Consider the following 17,251-nt stretch of genomic DNA (forward strand, 5'->3'; position numbering starts at 1 on the left):
GCACCCTAGGTCTGTAAGATATCCACAAAATTGAAAAAGGATGTAAGGGATTTTGTCGAAAAATATTTTTTCGGCACCCCTGAGAGGCCGAAAAGCCTTGATATATCAACATTTCTAGAGGGAGGGAAGAATGCGATGAAACGGCAGCGCGTCGTTGTCAAAATCGGGAGCAGCTCGCTCACCGATCCGAAAGGCGGCCTTTGCCGCGACAAGCTGCTCAACCATGTCGAAGCCATCGCCCATTTGAAACAGCTCGGCCATGACGTCATTCTCATCACCTCCGGCGCCGTCGCCGCCGGGTTCGGGCCGCTCGGCTACCCGGCGCGGCCGACGACGATCGCCGGCAAACAGGCCGCTGCCGCCGTCGGGCAAAGCTTGCTCATGCAGGCGTACAGCTCGGCGTTCGCCCGCTTTGGCTTCACGGCTGCCCAACTGTTGTTGACGCGCAGCGACTTTTACAGCCGCGAGCGGTTTCGCAACTTGTTCGCCACGATGACGACGTTGCTCGAACATGGGGCGATCCCGGTCATCAATGAAAACGACTCCGTTTCTGTTGAAGAATTGACGTTTGGCGACAATGACATGCTTTCGGCGCTTGTCGCCGGCTTTTTGCACGCCGATGCACTCATTTTGCTCACCGATATTAACGGGCTGTATGACGCCAATCCGAAAACGAACCCGCAAGCGAAAAAATATGCCTTTTTGCCGCACATTACAGACGAGATGGTCGAAGCGGCCGGCGGCAGCGGCTCGGCGGTTGGCACCGGCGGCATGCGCTCGAAGCTGTCAGCCGCTCAAAAAGCGTTGTCCTTCGGCGTCAGCGTTTTTATCGGCACCGGACGCGGCAAAGAAACACTCGCCGATATTTTAGCCGGAAAAGGCGACGGGACGTACATCGGCGCCCCGTTCCCGAAACAAATGCAAATGCATAAGCAATGGATCGCGTATCACGCGCCGGTTGCCGGCACGATCACCGTTGACAGCGGCGCGGAGGAAGCGCTCCTTGCGCGCGGCAAAAGCTTGCTTCCCGCCGGCGTCACAGCTGTTTCCGGCGACTTTCATGCGATGGATGTCGTCGATGTCGTCAATGAAAAAGGGATCACGATCGGCCGCGGCCAAGTGTATTATGCCGCCGCCGATTTAGAAAAAGTAAAAGGACTCCCGAGCGACGAAGCGCGGCAATACTCGTACTTGCACCGCCCGGAAGTCATTCACCGCGACAATTGGGTCACATTGCGAAAGGAGAGTGTATTCAAATGACCGAACTGCTTGAAAAAGCCGAACGTCTGAAAACCGCGGCGCAGACGCTGGCCATGCTGTCAACGGAGGAAAAAAACGCGGCATTGGCAAAAATCGCCGAGGCTCTTGACCGGGAACGCGCCTTCATTTTGCAAGAAAATGAGAAAGATATGGCTCAAGGTCGCGAGCAAGGGCTGTCACCGGCTTTGCTTGACCGACTGCAGCTCACCGACGAACGAATGGACCAAATCATCGGCGGCGTCCACCAAGTCGCTTCCCTTCTCGATCCGGTCGGGGAAATCGTCAGTGAGTGGACGCGGCCGAACGGACTTCGCATTCAAACGGTGCGCGTGCCGCTCGGAGTGGTCGGCATGGTGTATGAAGCGCGGCCGAACGTCACGGTCGATGCCGCCAGCCTTTGCCTGAAAACCGGAAACGCCGTCCTGCTCCGCGGCAGCTCGTCGGCGCTTCACTCAAACAAAGCGCTTGTTTCCGTCATGAAAGGGGCGCTTCGCACCACCGCCGTGCCCGATGCGGCCATTGAACTGCTGGAGGACACGAGCCGGGAAACGGCGCAACAGATGTTCCGCCTCAATAACTATTTGGATGTGCTCATCCCGCGCGGCGGCGCCGGGCTCATCCGCTCGGTCATCGAAAATGCCACCGTGCCGGTGCTTGAGACCGGCGTCGGCAACTGCCATATTGTCATCGACGAATCAGCCGAGCGGCAAATGGCGATCGAGATCGTCCTGAACGCCAAATTGCAGCGGCCGTCCGTCTGCAACGCCGTTGAAACGGTGCTCATTCATGAAACATGGCCGCACACAAGTGACTTGCTTGAGACGCTTCACGCCCGTGGCGTTGAGCTGCGCGGCGACGACCGCCTCGCGTCATCGCATCCGTTCATCAAGCCGGCGACGGAAGACGACTGGCATGCGGAATATTTGGCGCCGATTTTGGCGGTTAAGCTCGTCGCCGATGTCGATGAGGCGATTGCCCATATCCGCCGTTACGGAACGAAGCACTCGGAGGCGATCATCACCGAAAACGAAACGAACGTCCGCCGCTTTTTCCAAGCGGTCGACGCCGCTGTCTTGTACCATAACGCGTCCACCCGCTTCACGGACGGCGAGCAGTTCGGCTACGGGGCGGAAATCGGCATCAGCACGCAAAAGCTGCACGCCCGTGGCCCGATGGGGCTTGTCGCCATCACGACGACGAAATCGCTCGTGTACGGGACGGGGCAAATTCGCAAGTAAAGCAAATCGGAGCGCCTTAGCGAAGCCGGCAGCTAGAAAATGGGCGGCCGGCTCTTTTTCCACCAAAACGTACACAAGGGGAGTCATAGCAATACCTTTTATGGATTTTCGCAGCGATACAGTGACCAAACCGGCGCCCGAGATGTGCCGAGCGATGTTTGACGCCGAAGTCGGCGATGACGTGTACGATGTCGCCGGTGTAGAAACGAACATCGTTCTTTGCGATATTCACGGCACCGGACTGTCCAACGACGAGTTTGTCGCCCGCCTAAAAGAAGCGGGCATCTTGGCCAGCCCGTTCGATGACGGCGTCATCCGCTTTGTCACCCACCGGAAAATCACCGCCGACTCGATGCAAACCGCCAGCGAGCGGATGCGCCGGATGCTCTCCTAAAGCATAAAACGATCCGGACCCAACGCATGGCTTCCGGATCGTTTTCTTATTTTCCCGTTTCCGCAAACACCCAAACACGGCTGCCGATAAAGTTCACCGCCATCCCGGCCATTGTAGCCGCCATTTTCGCCAGCCAAAGCGGCGCGAGCCGTTCCGCTGCAAGCAAAACCGCCAGCGACGCGCCAAGCGACAACCCGTTGACGGCAAGAAAGCGCAAAAATTCCCCGATGTTCGCCTTTCGCTTCACTTCAAACGTCCAACGCCGGTTCCAAATGTAGCTGTTCGCCATCCCGGCACCATAGGAAGCAATTTGGGCGGCCGCCGCCGGGACGCTGAGCGCCGCAAGCACAAAAAAGACGACAAAATCAATCGCCGTATTGCCCGCCCCGACGATCGCAAACCGCCATACCGCTTGTTTTTCTTTACGAAATGTATGAAGGTTTTCGTTCATGTTTCGTTGTGACTCCCCATGTTTCGTTGATAATATAAAGCGGCCGATCTTTCACTTCATCGTAAATACGCCCGATACACTCTCCAATTGCACCAAGCATGAGCCATGTCACCCCGTTGCCAAGAAGCATGGCCATCAACAGCGACGCCCAGCCCGCGACTGTCGAATGGGCGAACCATTTGGGGCAAAGGACGACGAACATCCCCTCAACGCCGGCAGCCGACAACAAGAATCCAAGCCAACCCGCCAGCTTCAACGGCTTATATGAAAAAGAAGTGATGCCATCAAACGAAAACCGAATCATTTTTTGGAGCGGGTATTTCGTCTCACGGGCAAAACGCGGCTCCCGCTCGTATTCGACCGCCGTCTGCCAGAAACCGCCCCAGCTCACCAGCCCCCGGACAAAACGGCTTCGCTCCCTCATATAGCGTAACTGATCGCACACCTTCCGGTCAATGAGACGCAAATCGCCCACATCAACAGGGATATCAATCTCGGTTGCCGTCCGCAGCAACCGGCACTCTTCGTTTCCCCAGAGAAGGCGCCGGGTTTGCCGATGCCGAGGTTGACGCCTTTGATCAATAGCGGCTCCCAGCGCCCGTTAAGGAAAGATTGTCCAGCAAGAACGAGCAAGGGCGGCGTGCCAATTTTCCTTGGCGGTCTATCGCCCTTCAAACCATAGCAAAAAAAAAAGCAAGCCCCTTGCTAGGAGCTTGCCCGCCGCCATGCCTCCCCTAGGGGGGATGGTGATGTAGTGCAAAATACTACTGATTCCATCAACTTCTCAATTAGAGAAGCTTCGCACAATCAGCTTTCCTTTCTGATGAAAATGCCGCCGATTCGCGCGTGACAGCCGTTTTTCACCTGCCTTTTAGCGGTTCGGCTCATAGACGTCCCATGTCCATTTGATCGACTCGACGATTTGCTCGGCCGCCTGTTCCGCTTCCAGTTCATTGATCACGACGCGCGAGTGATGAAGCGCGTAAGCCGACTGCCGCTGGAAAAAGAGCTGCTCCACTTCTTCCAGCGTCTTGTTTTTCAACACCGGCCGGCTGTCGACAATAAGCGGCAGCCGCTCTTCTTTCCAATGCTCCCACGACAAGTCAAGGAAAAAGACGATGCCATGAGCCAAACAGGCGCGCCGCACCTCTTCCTGCAAGTACGCGCCGCCGCCGAGCGAAAGAATTTTCAGCCTTGTATTTGTGCACAAATCGACGATCAGCTCGCGCTCCACCTGCCGAAAGTACGCTTCCCCTTTTTGCGCGAACATCTCCGGAATCGACATCCCGTGCCGCCGCTCGATTTCCGCGTCGACATCAATAAAGTCACGGTACAGCTTTTTCGCCACCAGCTGCCCGATCGTCGTTTTCCCCGCTCCCATAAAGCCGATCAAAATGATGTTCCGTTCGCGGAGCGGGATGGCGGTTTGTCTGTTCATGATGCACTCTCCTTTCTTCCCCAACCGACACGTACTCGCCAAGCCTTAGCCATATTCCCGCCAACACCGGTCAGCGGCTATATGTTTGCAAAACCGACAGCACCGCCCGCACATCCTCAATCGGAATTTGCCCTGGGGCGGAGCTTTGGTTTCCGACAGCAAACGTCACCGCTGAGCCAAACAGCCAGCCAGCCAGCCGGGTAATAGCACCGAGTCCGCCCATCGCCATCGTAATGAGCGGGATCGACAGCTCACATCGCGCTTCCTCTGTCGCCTGCAACAAGACAAGCACATCTCCCGGCGATTTAGGCATTACCGCCACTTTGGCGATGTCGGCGCCGTACCGCTCAGCCGCGCGCATATCCGCCACAATCGTTTCTTTCGAAGGAGTGCCGTCAAAGTAATGGCGCGACACAATGAGTCGAATGCCGCATTGTTCCGCCATGCGGCGCACATCCGCAATACGGTCGCCATAAGCTAGCTCATAGTCTACCAAATCGACCGTCCGACTTTCACACACCGCCGCAAGCAGCCGCTCCCTTTCGTTTTCATCGAGCGGAATCGGCTGCCCCCCTTCCCGCTCGGAACGGATCGTAAACAAAATCGGAATGTCCCCCGCTACGCTCCGAAGCGCACGGGCCGTCGCCAATACGCGGTCTTGATCATCAATCATTCGAAAAAAATCAGCCCGCCATTCAAGCAAATCCGGCCGCTTCCGGCACACTTCCTCCGCCTCGCGCAGCACTTGTTCGTCATCCGCTCCGACAATAGGAGCGCAAATGCACGGCTCTTCGCCGCCGATCCATATGTGTCTCACTTTTATCGCCTTTCGTTGCATCAACGGCTCCTCCCATCATGCTTGTCAAACAGCAGCCAAAGGAAACGAAGCCAAACGGAACGTATAGCACCGTCCCCAGTCTGCCCGCCGCAAACCATTGTATAAGATTCCCTTCCCTAGGCATCACCGCGAAAAATCAACTTGTCAAGCACCTGCTTTTTAGAAGATAACAGAAAACCCGTTCTTATGCAATATTCAAACAATATAGACAGATCAAATCTAGTTTGCTATAATTCTTTTTATCGCTTCACTGCAAAAAAATACAAAAGGTGGAACGTTATCCCCTCGTACACCATTATAATTCTTTCAAACGTAGGATGGTGAATCATTTATGGTGAAAAAACGCCGCTGGGCGGTTGCCTCCTTGATTGCCGTAGGAGTCATCGTCAACTATTTTGACCGCATTAACATGTCGGTCGGCATTCAGCCGCTTTCCGAAGAATTCAACCTAACCCCGGGGCAGCTTGGCATTTTGCTATCAGCGTTTGCTTGGTCATACGCCCTGCTGCAAATCCCAGCCGGCGTCATCCTTGATAAAATCGGCGTCAAATGGGTGACGCGTGTCGGGACGATCATTTGGACAGTGGCGTGCTTTTTGACTGCCATCGCCAGCGGCCAAGGGCTTGTTATGTTGTCACGCGTTCTCTTGGGCATCGGAGAAGCACCGTATTTCCCGGCAGCCGCCAAAGCGGTCGGCCAGTGGTTCCCACGCCACGAGCGAGCGACCGCGATTTCCCTTTATGACGCCCAATCGAAGCTGTCAAACGCCATCGGAACCCCGATTATCGCTTGGATCATCACCGAATGGGGATGGCGGGCCGGTTTTTATACGACCGCGGTGCTCAGCTTAGTTTACGCCGTCATGTTCTGGGTGACATACCGCGATCCGCATGAAGACAAACAGCTGTCCAAAGAAGAGTACGACTATATCGTCCAGGGCGGAGCGCAAAAGTCAGACGAAACGTCCGGAAACGTTTGGGAAACGATCCGGTATTTGCTGACGAAGAAAAAGGTGTGGGCGACATTGATCGGCTTCGCCGCGTATGGCTACTCGTGGTTTTTGTTTCTCACGTGGCTTCCTGGCTATTTGGCAACGGAAATGCATATGTCGGTGCTCAAATCAGGCTGGTATGCCGCGATCCCGTGGATCGTTGGCACAATCTCCGAAATCGTCATCGGCGGATGGCTTGTCGACCGGTTGATAAACAAAGGAGGACGGGCAACGCGCGTACGAAAAACGTTTTTGGTCATCGGCATGCTGCTCGGGCTGTCCGTCATCGGCGCCGCCTTCACGACGAATCCGAACATCGCGATTCTTTGTATCTCAATCGCGCTCGGCGGCTTAGTCATCACCTCATCGATCGCCTACAGCATCCCGACGTTTATCGCCCCGCCAGGCACCGTCGGGACGTTAACCGGCCTATTGACGTTCGGCAACAACTCAATGGCCATTGTCGCGCCGATCGTCACCGGCTTTATCGTCCAAGCAACCGGCTCGTTTATGTACGCGTTTCTCGTCGCCGCGCTCATTTTGCTTGCCGGCATTTTCAGCTATCTATTCCTGCTGACAGATTTAGAGCCGATCGAGCCGATGCCGGAATCAGCCAACAACATGCGCATCCATACAAAAACGCATTGAAGCCGAATACACCGAAACCCAACGCAATACAATGTACCAACAAATCTGTTCTCTTGCATCAAGAAGCACAAAAGGTGTTTTCTTTACGCAGACGAGCTAGTCCAAACAAGGACTAGCTCCTTTGTTTCGCATGACGCTCCAAGTTGAGAATACGAGAATGGCTTCCCTTTCCCGCCGCGCAAACATTGCCATCATCCGAACTGCAGCACCACTTTTCCAGGCTGACCCGACGCTGCCGCTTCATATGCCTTTTCATATTCGGCAATCGGGAACGTTTTCGCAATGATCTGCTCAACTGGAAACGGCATCATCCGTAAATAGTGGATGGCTTTCATATAATCGCCCGGAAACTGATAAATAATGGAGCCATGAATGATCAGCTCATGGCGGACGATGCGAACAACTGGAAACGTCGCCTCATTCACTAAACCAAGCAAAACGACATGTCCGCCCGGCCGGGCAAGTTCCACCGCCTGTTTAGCCGCGCTCGCAGCCCCGGCGGCCTCAATCACCACATCATACTTCTCCTCGGGAAGCGTATCATATGTAAACGTCCGCACATCAACGATCGTCTTAACCGTCTCAAGCTTAAGCGGATTCACGTCAATTGCCGTCACATCAGCCCCCAAATAGCGGGCCAAAACAGCAGCCATCATCCCCTCATTGCCGCAGCCGACCACAGCGACTTTCGTTCCTTTGTCAATCCCGACTTTCCCAAGCGCATGAACCACGACAGCAAACGGCTCAACAAGCACAGCCCTTTCATCGGCCAAGTCATCAGGAACCGGAAGCACATAGCGCGAAGAAATCACAAACTCCGACGAAAACACCCCGTCCATATTCACGCCAAGCGATCGTTTCTTTTCACATATATTTGTTTGCCCTTTTCGGCAAAACTCGCACTCTCCACAATACGTATTCGGCAGCACAACGACCCGCGTCCCGACATCATACCGCGCCCGCTCCCCCTTCTCAACCACCACCCCAACCAACTCATGTCCTGCCCGCACCGGGTAGTCCGCATGCGGAAGCTTTCCTTTCCAGACACTAATATCCGATCCACAAATCCCGCCATACGTCGGCCGCACCTTCACCTCCTCTCCGACAGGATGGCCCGCCTCTCCAACATACCGCCACTGCAGCTTATGCGGATTCGTCACATAAAGAGCAAACATATCGCCACCACCAATACCGAAACGTTTTTTTCTTCCTAATGATACGCCTACTTCCTTTCCTCATGCAAGACAAATTCCCCATATTTCGTCACAGCCGCCCCCTGCCTTCGTGAAACATAGAAAACCCGGAAAGACGGCAACAGCCCATCCTTCCGGGTGCACGATATTACGAATCTGCTGTCACTCGCATCCTCTAAACGAGGCCCATTTCTATCAAGGGAAACAACAGCCGAAATTGATGGTGCACTCAAAACCTGTTTCAATCCTCATAAACGAGGCCCGTTTCTATCAAGAGCATCTTTCTTTTGCCATTGATTTTCTAAGGCGGCAAGGGGCTGTTTTGCCCCCCCTTGCACCCCTGAAAAATAAAATATGGTTATGTCAACTTAGGCGATTGAGTGAAATCGTCAACCGTCCAATCGTTGGATCAATCAACAACTTATTTCGCCTAACGAAAGAAAAACCGCCTTGCACACCTCCCGCATTTCGGCGGCCGTTTTGGGGTGTGCCGCTCCCGTTCACCGTTTCCCGAGCACCCGCTCGAGCCCCGCCGCCACGCCGTCCTCTTCGTGGGAGCGCGTGACGATGTCAGCCTTCGCTTTCAACGCTGGCTCGGCATTGTCCATCGCCACGCGATAGCCTGCAACCTCGAACATCGACAAATCGTTATGGCTGTCGCCAAAGGCCACTGTATCGCGCAGGTCGATGCCGTAATGGGCGGCGAGCCGCTTGAGCGCTTCGCCTTTTGTCGCCCGTTCGCTGTTCATCTCAATGTTGTGCGGATGCGACGAAGTGACCGTGACGCCAGGGAGCGCGGCGAACCGGGAGGCTGCGTCGCGCAACCGCTCGCGGTCAAGGGCAAAAATGAGCAGTTTGTATAACGTAAGTTTTGGGTCGTCCCACACCGTGCCGATGTCATCGACGTATGTCACCCGCGCCTGCTGGAACTGTTTGTTCACCAGCCATTTCACATCCGGGGCCGCATCAGCCATCCCGGAGGCGAGCGCTTCCCATTGGGCGCGGTTGTGGAGCCCGACGTACACCGCATCGCCTGTGTACGTCTCGCAGTACAAATCCGGCTGTTTGCGCACCCACTCGAGCGTCGGGCGGACCGCCGCCCGTTCGAGCGGCGCCTCGTTGATCACCGTTCCGTCCGCAAGCGTCACAATCGCTCCGTTTAAGCTGGCGATCGGACAGACGAGGCCTGCTTCACGAAGCGGGGCGAGCGCATCTTTGCGCGCCCGCCCGGTGATGACGACGACGATGTGGCCTTGCGCCTGCGCCGCGGCGATGGCCGCCCGGTTGCGTTCACTGATGCTTCCCTCTCCATTTAATAGCGTTCCGTCCATATCGAGCGCAATTAACATGTTCATCCCTCTTTCCATCTGCATGTACTCCAAGCCGTTCTGTCGGTCGCTTCCTCATTATAACAAAACCGTGGCAAAAAGGTGAAATGTTCCCTTTTTCCATAGTATAATAGATGAGAAATATTCTCATTGAAAGCGAAGGGATGCCTATGTGGATCGTGTATGCCGTTTTGGCGGCGGTGTTCGCGGCGCTGACATCGGTGCTGGCGAAAATCGGCATTGAAAACGTCAATTCCCACCTTGCGACCGCCATTCGCACCGTTGTCGTGCTTGCACTCGCGTGGATGATCGTCTGGATGACGGGGGCCCACCATGGCCTGAAAGCCATTTCAGCGAAAAGCTGGTGGTTTTTATGCTTGTCCGGAGCGGCGACCGGGCTGTCGTGGCTTTGCTTTTACCGGGCGATCCAGCTTGGCGATGTCTCGCGCGTCTCGGCCATTGACAAATCGAGCTTAGTGCTGACGATTTTGTTCGCCGCGATGTTTCTTGGCGAGCCGCTCTCGGCAAAAGTGGTGATCGGGGTGCTGCTCATTACGGCGGGGACGTTGATCATGATGTTTTAGACAGCCGTCCTCGCAGGCGGCTGGCCCGTTTTTCCAAAGCCCGCATCGCGTGCCAATTCGGAATTTTGCCATGAATCATCTAGACAAGGCAAACAAAAAGATGGTATGATGGGATTCATATGAACCAAAAGCCCGCCCTGCCTCTCACCGGCTGGGATAAAAGCAGCTTTTGGCCAGAAAGAATTCTTCGTGATGATCGAGAGCGGGTGACAAGCTTCGCCGCTGCTTGTCAAACGGAGAGTGGAAGGAGATATGGAATGAACGATTTTCACCCGTTCGGTTGGTATGCGGCGAAAATTTCCCCGCACTTGCCCAAAAAAGCGTTTCAGCCTGTGAAGTCCCGTCTGTTTGGAGGTTTGGCTTATCTCTTAGTGGTCATTGGCGGCATCCTCGCTGTGTCCCTTTTCGACTTTCATCCCGTATGGAACGTCCTCATCTCTGTCGTGCTTGGTTTCAGTTTTGCGGCGTTAGGATTTTTAGGGCACGAAATGTTGCACGGCACGGTCGTCAAAACGCCTTGGCTGCGCGATCTTCTTGGAGCGATCGCCTTTTGGCCGCTTTGCACCGGGCCGAAGCTATGGCGAAAATGGCATAACGCCACCCACCATGTGCACACCCAGCATGAAGAAAAAGACCCGGATGCATGGCCAAGCATGGAACGGCTGGCAAAAAGCCGCCTGCTTCGCTGGGTATACCGCATCCCGTTTCCGATTCGCGCGTTTTTCGCCTTTAGCTCCTTATCTGTAATGTTTACGCTTCATTCGATCCGGATGCTGTTTTACTTTTTCCAAGATTTTCACCGGAAAAACCGCGCCGTTGTCCTGTTTCAATTTTTCTTGCCATGGGCGACATGGCTTGGACTGTTATGGCTGGTCGGCTGGGAAAAGTGGGTATTTGCCTTTTTGCTTCCGCTGCTTGTCGCCAACACGATCGTCATGAGCTATATCGCAACGAACCATCGACTCAATCCGTTAGTGCCGGTGAACGATCCGTTGGCGAACAGCTTGTCCGTCACGGTGCCGAAGTGGCTCGATGTTCTCCACTTCAACTTTTCATACCATACCGAGCACCATCTTTTCCCGGCAATGAGTTCGAAATACTATCCGCTCGTCAAAACACACATTAAACGAATGTGGCCGGACCGCTACCACGAAATGCCGATGGGGAAAGCGTTGGCCGCGCTGTGGAAAACACCGCGCGTCTACTACGAACACGACGGGCTCATCGAACCGAAGCAAGGCCATGTGTACGGCACGCTCGGCAACGGGCTCGACCCTGACCGGATCACGCCTCGCGGACTCGAAGCAGAAACACCGCCGCGCGCTGCCAAAAAACACGGAAAAGCAAAGAAAGCGGCGGGAGAAGGAAATGGGTAGAAAGAAGCAGCGTTTCAACCATGAGCCTGCCCTTCCAACGAAGCGGCGGAGAAACGCCCGCAACCTTGTGTTCCCGTATCCGACCTCACAACCAAAAGGTGCCCCTCACGCGGGACACCTTTTTCCTTTTCACTGACGGCATTGGTCAATGCAAGCGGCCAGCCGCTTCTCAATGTCGGCCGCCAACTCTTTAAGCGCCGGATCGTTCACCATGCCAACGAGCATCGTCGGTTTCGGCATGCCGATTTTCGTTGTGCCGTTCTCTTGATAGACGACGATTTTACAAGGCAAAAAGTAGCCGACCAACACGTTTTCATTTAACACCCGCGCCGCTTCTTGCGGGTTGCACACTTCTAAAATGACCATCGGCGTGGAAAACTCAAGCCCCTTTTCTTGGAGCTTCTCGGTGACGCTAAACCGCCAGAGCACGCCAAAGCCTTCTTGTTTCAAGCTTTCTTCCAAACGCTCGATCGTTTCGTTCAGATCCGTTGCCACGTCAACCGTGTAATGAAACATTGTCCATTCTTCCCTTCATGGATATTTTTTCATTGTTTATCATGCCCAAATGGATTTGCAGAAAACAAAAGGCGAAACATAATCCAGTTTCGCCTTCACACCTGTCATGTTCCGTCGCCCCATCGTCTTTCAATCGCTCCGCTCATAAAATGTCCGCCCAAATTTTCACCGCCGTCGCCAAAATCAACACGGCAAGAATGACTTGCAGCACCTTCGTGTTCATCTTTTGCCCTGCTTTCGCCCCTAATGGGGAGGCAAGCAAGCTCGCGACGACCATAATGAGCGCCGGGATGTAATCGACTTGGCCGGTGGCGATTTTCCCGAACGTAGAGCCGATGGAGGAAATGAACGTAACGGCCAAAGACGTGGCGATCGTCATGCGCGTTGGGATTTTCAAGACAACGAGCATGACCGGCACAAGCAAGAACGCCCCCGCCGCCCCGACGATGCCGGACCCGACGCCGATGAGGAACGCTAACGCGGCGGCCAGCCATTTGTTGAACACCACTTGGTCAAGCGGAATGTCATCGATCCCTTTTTTCGGCACAAACATCATGATCGCCGCCAATGCCGCCAAGATGCCGTAAACAACGTTAATCGTTCCTTCGCTCATCAGCTTCGAGCCATAGCCGCCGACAAAACTGCCGACAAGAATGCTTATCCCCATATACAAAATGAGCGATTTGTTCAAATAGCCGCTTTTTCGATACGCCCACACGCCGCCGATCGTGGCGAAAAACACTTGCACGGCGCTGATCCCGGACACTTCATGGGCGCTGAACGCCGCCAGCCCAAACAACGGCGGAAGGTACAAAAGCATCGGGTATTTGATAATCGATCCACCGATTCCGACCATGCCGGAAATGAATGAACCGATAAAGCCGATCAAAAAAATGACAATGAGAAACACGAGCGAACTATCCATCGGCCATCCCTCCCTTTTCGTTTCAAAAGGGACGGGGGCGCGCCCCGTCCCTTGCCAAACTGTGCTGCTTCTTTAGGCATGAGTGTGATGCAGGGCGCAGCGGTTCGGGCCGATCTCCAGCTCCCGTTGTGTTTCGCCATCCACCGTTTTGAGCCCGCGGTTGATGGCGACAATGTCTTCAAAGTTCGGCGGTGTTTCCGTATTGGCGCTTTGGATGACGAGATCGATGAACTCATCTTTCGGTTTGTTTTGCATCATCTCATTGCGGGCGCGGATGCGGCCTAGCGTATCGCCGACATACCCTTCCGCATTGATTTCTTCATCTAAATTGGCGTAGTGAGCCGGCAAGACGATCACCTCATCAGCCATGGCCGCGACTTTTTCGTACACGGTGTCATACAAATCCGCTGCCCATTCCGCCACCTTGCCGCCAAGGTCCGGCCGCCCGAGACCGCCGACAAAGATCGTGTCGCCGGAGAACAACCATTTGCCGTTGACAAAGAAGGAGACGCTGCCTGGCGTATGCCCCGGCGTTTTCACCGCCAACACTTCCAAATGAACGTTGGCAAAGTCGATCGTGTCATGTTGCTCAAGCGGCTCAAAATCAAACACCGCTCCTTCGCTTTTCATCAAGTAGTACGCAGCCCCAGTCCGCTCAGCCAGCTCCTTGCCGCCGGACAAGTGGTCGGCATGCAAGTGCGAGTCTACGATATGCGTGATCGTCACCCCTTCTTGTTTAGCCGCTTGTTCATACACATCGACAAATCGCAGCGGATCAACAACAAGCGCTTCGTTGCCGGAGACGACCATATACGACAGGCAGCCTTTGCCGACGCGGATAAATTGGTAAATTTTCAATTGATCGTCTTCGTATACTTTTGTTTGATGGAGATGCTCGCTCCACGCCTGCATCCCGCCGGCGAGCGTATAAACGTTGTCAAACCCGGCTTCGGCCAGCTGCTCGGCGACAAACGCCGCCGATCCGCCCTTCGCGCACACCACGACGATGTCTTTGTCTTTCGGAAGACGGTCGACAATCGCGTCCACCCCGTCGATCAACTCAAAATACGGCACGTTCAAATACGAGAAGTTTTCCCCTTCGATTTTCCAGTCGCGAAAATCACTTTCGTTGCGAACGTCCAAAATGAACAACGCTTCTTTGTTCAACACCTTTTCCGTCATTTGTTGCACGTTCATTTCTTTCACCATATCAATATACCCCCTAATGTATATTTGGCTGTTTAAAAAAGGCCGCTCCATTATGACTGAGCGGAATCAAGCGGCCCGTTCCATTGCGACATGCCGGGAACGACGTTGCGCACACGGTCAAATCCGTTTTCGGCCAGCTTTTGCGCGGCCAAATCGCTCCGCGTCCCCGTGCGGCACACGACGTAAATCGTTTTGTCTTTCGGAAGCTCAGTCATCCGATTGTCAAGCTCCCCAAGCGGAATCGAAACGGCGCCCGGAATATGGCCAAACGCGTACTCCGCCGGTTCGCGGACGTCCAAGACAAACGAATCAGGATCATCCAGTTTTTCTTGCAACTCTTCATTCGATACGACATGAGGAAATGTCGTTTCTTTGCGTGTTTCATTTTCCGTCGCCTTGCGGATATAATGTTTTAAAACCCCATTTTCTTCAATCGTTCCTACATATTGATGCCCTGTGCTTTCCGCCCATGCTTTAATATCGGCTTTGGATCCCTTGTCCGTCGCCTGCACTTCGAGCACTTGGCCTGGCTGCAGGTCATTGATGGCTTTTTTCGTGCGGACGATCGGCATCGGGCAGGACAATCCTTTCGCGTCTACGGTCAGATCAACTTTGATCATTGGCAAGTTCCCTCCTTGATGGTTGATTCGATTGGCCCTTCCCAGGCGAGCATGCCGCCTGTCATGTTGATGACGCGATAACCGCGGCGGTCAAGAAACTCCGCGGCGCGGCCGCTCCGTCCGCCGGAACGGCAGACGAGAATATATTCTTCATTTTTGTCCAATTCATGCATACGGAACTCAATCAAACCGAGCGGAATGTTGACCGCTCCGGGAATTTTGCCTGCGGCGACTTCATCCGGCTCGCGCACATCGATAATGTGAAGCGCCTCACCTGCACGCAGGCGTTCTTCCACTTCTTTTGGCGTGATCGTTTTCATCGTCATCCTCCTTCACTGCCAAGCGTTCAGTCCACCTTTGACGTTCGTGACATGTTGAAATCCCATTTTCTTTAATCGTTTGCTTGCCTTTTGGCTTCGCATCCCGCTTTGGCAAATGACCACCACTTCCTTGTCTTTCGATAGCTCATGAGCACGCGTGGCCAATTCATGCAGCGGGATGTTCCGAAATCCGGGCAGATGGTAAGAACGAAACTCCATCGGGGTTCGCACATCAATATATTGCACCCCGGGTTCTCTCAACCGGCGTTTCAATTCCGCTGTTGTGATCATCCGCACCCCTTTCGGCGGGATGAAGCGGCTGGCGAGAAACCAAGCAAGCAAAACAAGCAGCATGATGTTGATGATCGTTTGCGACATATCATTCCCTCATTTTAAATGAATAAGTTCACGTTCCCTTCCGACGCATCGGCCAAATAGGCGGCGACGCCGGCAAACTCAATGCCGTCGATCAATTCCTCCGGCTTCAGCCCGAGCAAATCGACCGTCATTTGGCAGGCGACAAGTTTCACGCCTTGCTCTTTCGCCATCTCAATCAACTGTGGAAGCGGCATGGCGTTATGTTTTTTGATGACCTTTTTGATCAACGTTGGGCCGATGCCGGCAAAATTCATGCGCGACAGCCCCATGCGGTCCGCGCCGCGCGGCATCATCTTCGCAAACATCTTTTCAAGAAACCCTTTTTGCACGGGAACCGGCGCCTCTTTTCGCAAGGCGTTCAGCCCCCAGAACGTATGGAAAATCGTCACGTCATGGTCGTAGGCCGCGGCGCCGTTGGCGATGATGTAAGCCGCCATCGCCTTGTCATAGTCGCCGCTGAACAAAATGATTGTCGTCCTTTTCTTCGGCTGTGTCATCTTGATGCCCCCTTTCTATATACCTGTATAGGTATAAGAAGATCGAAAAATTAGCCTTTTTGAATCCAGAAGATCAACACACCGTTTTCCTCTTTCATCTCAAGCACCGTATGGCCGCTTGTGTTTGCCCATGCCGGTAAATCGTTTTTCGCCCCTTTATCGGTTGTGTGCACCTCGAGCACTTCCCCCGATTGCAGTTCATCCATCGCTTTTTTGGCTCTCACCACCGGCATCGGGCAAGCCAATCCTTTTGCATCCAATACTTTCGTTGCGTTCATTTTGATAACCTCCTTGACATCATATGTTTTATTACCATTACCCCTATGGGTATATTACTACGAGAAAAAGAACGTTGTCAACACTTTTTTGTTGAGCAACGCATTAACGGCTTTTGACCAACAGTTCGACCGCCTCTTTGACGAGATCGTCTGTGTTTTCTCCTTTTTCCATGCTCTCACGCAAGCAATGTTCCAAATTGGTGCTGACGATTACCGCAATGGCGCGGTCGATGGCGTTGCGCGCCGCCGACAGCTGGGAAACGACGCTTTTGCAGTCTTTCCCTTGTTCCATCATGCCAAGGACGCCTTTAATTTGTCCTTCAATCCGTTTTAAGCGGTTTTTGATTTCTTTGTTATATTCCATCGGCTCGTTCGCCCCCTTTCTTGACAATCACAAGACGCAATGGAATAGCTGTTCACCTCATAGCCATAACGGTGCAACAGCCGGATGCCGACGTTTTTTTCCACATCATCCCGCGCGATGATATGAAGCGGCTTTCGCGGAATGTGCCGCGCATGCCGTTTCAAATACGCCACTGGAATGTGCAGCGCCTGGTCCAATATAGAACCATTGCTTTCATTATAATCGCGCAAGTCAAGAAGAAGCAAGCCGTCCGGCACTTCTTCAATCGGAAGGCATGCGATGCGCCTCACAGGATAATAGCGCCGGTACAACGCCGCACTCAGTAGGATGAGAAAGAATACCAAACTGCTGACGATCAACGCTTCACCCCCTCGATTGACCTAGGCATGATCATTATATACCCTA

General features: G+C 54.0%; 21 protein-coding genes and 1 pseudogene. 6 read left to right on the top strand and 16 right to left on the bottom strand.

Going from position 1 to position 17,251, the window contains the following annotated elements; genetic code table 11:
* The first annotated feature begins 135 nt into the window (after nucleotides 1-135).
* The 3 genes from proB to ACTVDO_RS15065 all read left to right on the top strand — a co-directional run bounded on the left by proB (nucleotide 136) and on the right by ACTVDO_RS15065 (nucleotide 2,892).
* Complete coding sequence (gene proB, locus ACTVDO_RS15055) at nucleotides 136-1,260, top strand: glutamate 5-kinase (RefSeq protein WP_020960163.1); 1,125 nt, start codon at nucleotides 136-138, stop codon at nucleotides 1,258-1,260.
* Nucleotides 1,257-2,498, top strand: coding sequence for a glutamate-5-semialdehyde dehydrogenase (locus tag ACTVDO_RS15060; RefSeq protein WP_020960164.1), 1,242 nt, complete (start codon nucleotides 1,257-1,259; stop codon nucleotides 2,496-2,498). The genes proB and ACTVDO_RS15060 overlap by 4 nt, the downstream gene beginning before the upstream one ends.
* Nucleotides 2,499-2,598: 100 nt before the next feature.
* Nucleotides 2,599-2,892 (top strand): beta-eliminating lyase-related protein, encoded by a 294-nt coding sequence (locus ACTVDO_RS15065; protein ID WP_442901790.1) that lies wholly within the window; start codon nucleotides 2,599-2,601, stop codon nucleotides 2,890-2,892.
* A gap of 46 nt (nucleotides 2,893-2,938) precedes the next feature.
* Here ACTVDO_RS15065 and ACTVDO_RS15070 read toward each other — a convergent pair whose 3' ends face one another.
* The 4 genes and pseudogenes from ACTVDO_RS15070 to aroD form a co-directional block, all read right to left on the bottom strand.
* Nucleotides 2,939-3,343, bottom strand: a complete 405-nt coding sequence (locus ACTVDO_RS15070) for a GtrA family protein (protein WP_442901791.1) — start codon at nucleotides 3,341-3,343, stop codon at nucleotides 2,939-2,941.
* Nucleotides 3,315-3,860: pseudogene (locus tag ACTVDO_RS15075) on the bottom strand (glycosyltransferase); the annotation flags it as partial. The gene ACTVDO_RS15070 and the pseudogene ACTVDO_RS15075, both read right to left, overlap by 29 nt.
* A 354-nt stretch (nucleotides 3,861-4,214) precedes the next feature.
* A complete protein-coding gene (locus ACTVDO_RS15080; RefSeq protein ID WP_020960167.1) occupies nucleotides 4,215-4,781 on the bottom strand; it encodes a shikimate kinase in 567 nt (188 codons plus the stop codon).
* A 70-nt stretch (nucleotides 4,782-4,851) separates the two neighbouring features.
* Nucleotides 4,852-5,619 carry a type I 3-dehydroquinate dehydratase gene (aroD, locus tag ACTVDO_RS15085; RefSeq protein WP_020960168.1) on the bottom strand — a complete coding sequence of 256 codons (768 nt, stop codon included), beginning with the start codon at nucleotides 5,617-5,619 and terminating at the stop codon, nucleotides 4,852-4,854.
* A 331-nt stretch (nucleotides 5,620-5,950) separates the two neighbouring features.
* Here aroD and ACTVDO_RS15090 point away from each other — a divergent pair, with 331 nt between their 5' ends.
* The gene (locus tag ACTVDO_RS15090) at nucleotides 5,951-7,258 is read left to right on the top strand and encodes an MFS transporter (protein WP_442901792.1); all 1,308 of its coding nucleotides are present in this window, start codon (nucleotides 5,951-5,953) and stop codon (nucleotides 7,256-7,258) included.
* Nucleotides 7,259-7,449: 191 nt separating this feature from the next.
* On the opposite strand, the gene ACTVDO_RS15095 is transcribed toward ACTVDO_RS15090, so the two are convergent.
* Nucleotides 7,450-8,433, bottom strand: coding sequence for a zinc-dependent alcohol dehydrogenase (locus ACTVDO_RS15095; RefSeq protein WP_020960170.1), 984 nt, complete (start codon nucleotides 8,431-8,433; stop codon nucleotides 7,450-7,452).
* Between the two features lie 518 nt (nucleotides 8,434-8,951).
* Complete coding sequence (locus ACTVDO_RS15100) at nucleotides 8,952-9,800, bottom strand: Cof-type HAD-IIB family hydrolase (RefSeq protein WP_023817650.1); 849 nt, start codon at nucleotides 9,798-9,800, stop codon at nucleotides 8,952-8,954.
* Between the two features lie 149 nt (nucleotides 9,801-9,949).
* On the opposite strand from ACTVDO_RS15100, the gene ACTVDO_RS15105 reads away from it, so the two are divergent.
* Both ACTVDO_RS15105 and ACTVDO_RS15110 read left to right on the top strand, forming a co-directional pair.
* The gene (locus tag ACTVDO_RS15105) at nucleotides 9,950-10,363 is read left to right on the top strand and encodes an EamA family transporter (RefSeq protein ID WP_023817652.1); all 414 of its coding nucleotides are present in this window, start codon (nucleotides 9,950-9,952) and stop codon (nucleotides 10,361-10,363) included.
* A 257-nt stretch (nucleotides 10,364-10,620) separates the two neighbouring features.
* Nucleotides 10,621-11,739: a fatty acid desaturase family protein gene (locus tag ACTVDO_RS15110; RefSeq protein ID WP_020960173.1), complete on the top strand. Its 1,119-nt coding sequence runs from the start codon at nucleotides 10,621-10,623 to the stop codon at nucleotides 11,737-11,739.
* A 129-nt stretch (nucleotides 11,740-11,868) separates the two neighbouring features.
* Here ACTVDO_RS15110 and ACTVDO_RS15115 read toward each other — a convergent pair whose 3' ends face one another.
* The 10 genes from ACTVDO_RS15115 to ACTVDO_RS15160 form a co-directional block, all read right to left on the bottom strand.
* Entirely contained in the window at nucleotides 11,869-12,255 is a 387-nt protein-coding gene (locus ACTVDO_RS15115) for a DUF302 domain-containing protein (protein WP_020960174.1), read from the bottom strand.
* Between the two features lie 142 nt (nucleotides 12,256-12,397).
* A complete protein-coding gene (locus tag ACTVDO_RS15120; RefSeq protein ID WP_020960175.1) occupies nucleotides 12,398-13,180 on the bottom strand; it encodes a sulfite exporter TauE/SafE family protein in 783 nt (260 codons plus the stop codon).
* 72 nt (nucleotides 13,181-13,252) lie between these two features.
* Complete coding sequence (locus tag ACTVDO_RS15125; RefSeq protein WP_020960176.1) at nucleotides 13,253-14,389, bottom strand: MBL fold metallo-hydrolase; 1,137 nt, start codon at nucleotides 14,387-14,389, stop codon at nucleotides 13,253-13,255.
* Between the two features lie 50 nt (nucleotides 14,390-14,439).
* Nucleotides 14,440-15,009: a sulfurtransferase TusA family protein gene (locus ACTVDO_RS15130; RefSeq protein ID WP_020960177.1), complete on the bottom strand. Its 570-nt coding sequence runs from the start codon at nucleotides 15,007-15,009 to the stop codon at nucleotides 14,440-14,442.
* The gene (locus ACTVDO_RS15135) at nucleotides 15,006-15,329 is read right to left on the bottom strand and encodes a rhodanese-like domain-containing protein (RefSeq protein ID WP_020960178.1); all 324 of its coding nucleotides are present in this window, start codon (nucleotides 15,327-15,329) and stop codon (nucleotides 15,006-15,008) included. The genes ACTVDO_RS15130 and ACTVDO_RS15135 overlap by 4 nt, the downstream gene beginning before the upstream one ends.
* A 12-nt stretch (nucleotides 15,330-15,341) precedes the next feature.
* Entirely contained in the window at nucleotides 15,342-15,707 is a 366-nt protein-coding gene (locus tag ACTVDO_RS15140) for a rhodanese-like domain-containing protein (protein ID WP_020960179.1), read from the bottom strand.
* 14 nt (nucleotides 15,708-15,721) lie between these two features.
* Complete coding sequence (locus ACTVDO_RS15145; protein WP_020960180.1) at nucleotides 15,722-16,204, bottom strand: DsrE/DsrF/DrsH-like family protein; 483 nt, start codon at nucleotides 16,202-16,204, stop codon at nucleotides 15,722-15,724.
* Between the two features lie 50 nt (nucleotides 16,205-16,254).
* The gene (locus tag ACTVDO_RS15150; protein WP_020960181.1) at nucleotides 16,255-16,482 is read right to left on the bottom strand and encodes a sulfurtransferase TusA family protein; all 228 of its coding nucleotides are present in this window, start codon (nucleotides 16,480-16,482) and stop codon (nucleotides 16,255-16,257) included.
* A gap of 103 nt (nucleotides 16,483-16,585) precedes the next feature.
* Nucleotides 16,586-16,846, bottom strand: a complete 261-nt coding sequence (locus ACTVDO_RS15155; protein ID WP_442901793.1) for a metal-sensitive transcriptional regulator — start codon at nucleotides 16,844-16,846, stop codon at nucleotides 16,586-16,588.
* On the bottom strand, nucleotides 16,813-17,205 hold the full coding sequence (locus ACTVDO_RS15160) for a rhodanese (protein ID WP_442901794.1): 393 nt from the start codon (nucleotides 17,203-17,205) through the stop codon (nucleotides 16,813-16,815). Before ACTVDO_RS15160 ends, ACTVDO_RS15155 begins: the two co-directional genes overlap by 34 nt.
* Between the last annotated feature and the right edge of the window lie 46 nt (nucleotides 17,206-17,251).

Origin of the sequence: Geobacillus sp. BK01 (assembly GCF_052220245.1) — a bacterium.
GTDB lineage: Bacteria > Bacillota > Bacilli > Bacillales > Anoxybacillaceae > Geobacillus.

Excerpts from the sequence above, each read along its gene's own strand:
- aroD (WP_020960168.1), bottom strand. The coding sequence starts at position 5,619 with ATGCAACGAAAGGCGATAAAAGTGAGACACATATGGATCGGCGGCGAA.
- ACTVDO_RS15105 (WP_023817652.1), top strand. The coding sequence starts at position 9,950 with ATGTGGATCGTGTATGCCGTTTTGGCGGCGGTGTTCGCGGCGCTGACA.
- ACTVDO_RS15125 (WP_020960176.1), bottom strand. The coding sequence starts at position 14,389 with ATGGTGAAAGAAATGAACGTGCAACAAATGACGGAAAAGGTGTTGAAC.
- ACTVDO_RS15100 (WP_023817650.1), bottom strand. The coding sequence starts at position 9,800 with ATGTTAATTGCGCTCGATATGGACGGAACGCTATTAAATGGAGAGGGA.
- ACTVDO_RS15080 (WP_020960167.1), bottom strand. The coding sequence starts at position 4,781 with ATGAACAGACAAACCGCCATCCCGCTCCGCGAACGGAACATCATTTTG.
- ACTVDO_RS15115 (WP_020960174.1), bottom strand. The coding sequence starts at position 12,255 with ATGTTTCATTACACGGTTGACGTGGCAACGGATCTGAACGAAACGATC.
- ACTVDO_RS15155 (WP_442901793.1), bottom strand. The coding sequence starts at position 16,846 with ATGGAATATAACAAAGAAATCAAAAACCGCTTAAAACGGATTGAAGGA.
- ACTVDO_RS15130 (WP_020960177.1), bottom strand. The coding sequence starts at position 15,009 with ATGATCAAAGTTGATCTGACCGTAGACGCGAAAGGATTGTCCTGCCCG.
- ACTVDO_RS15140 (WP_020960179.1), bottom strand. The coding sequence starts at position 15,707 with ATGTCGCAAACGATCATCAACATCATGCTGCTTGTTTTGCTTGCTTGG.
- ACTVDO_RS15060 (WP_020960164.1), top strand. The coding sequence starts at position 1,257 with ATGACCGAACTGCTTGAAAAAGCCGAACGTCTGAAAACCGCGGCGCAG.
- ACTVDO_RS15065 (WP_442901790.1), top strand. The coding sequence starts at position 2,599 with ATGGATTTTCGCAGCGATACAGTGACCAAACCGGCGCCCGAGATGTGC.
- ACTVDO_RS15110 (WP_020960173.1), top strand. The coding sequence starts at position 10,621 with ATGAACGATTTTCACCCGTTCGGTTGGTATGCGGCGAAAATTTCCCCG.
- ACTVDO_RS15070 (WP_442901791.1), bottom strand. The coding sequence starts at position 3,343 with ATGAACGAAAACCTTCATACATTTCGTAAAGAAAAACAAGCGGTATGG.
- ACTVDO_RS15095 (WP_020960170.1), bottom strand. The coding sequence starts at position 8,433 with ATGTTTGCTCTTTATGTGACGAATCCGCATAAGCTGCAGTGGCGGTAT.
- ACTVDO_RS15150 (WP_020960181.1), bottom strand. The coding sequence starts at position 16,482 with ATGAACGCAACGAAAGTATTGGATGCAAAAGGATTGGCTTGCCCGATG.
- ACTVDO_RS15145 (WP_020960180.1), bottom strand. The coding sequence starts at position 16,204 with ATGACACAGCCGAAGAAAAGGACGACAATCATTTTGTTCAGCGGCGAC.
- proB (WP_020960163.1), top strand. The coding sequence starts at position 136 with ATGAAACGGCAGCGCGTCGTTGTCAAAATCGGGAGCAGCTCGCTCACC.
- ACTVDO_RS15135 (WP_020960178.1), bottom strand. The coding sequence starts at position 15,329 with ATGAAAACGATCACGCCAAAAGAAGTGGAAGAACGCCTGCGTGCAGGT.
- ACTVDO_RS15090 (WP_442901792.1), top strand. The coding sequence starts at position 5,951 with ATGGTGAAAAAACGCCGCTGGGCGGTTGCCTCCTTGATTGCCGTAGGA.
- ACTVDO_RS15120 (WP_020960175.1), bottom strand. The coding sequence starts at position 13,180 with ATGGATAGTTCGCTCGTGTTTCTCATTGTCATTTTTTTGATCGGCTTT.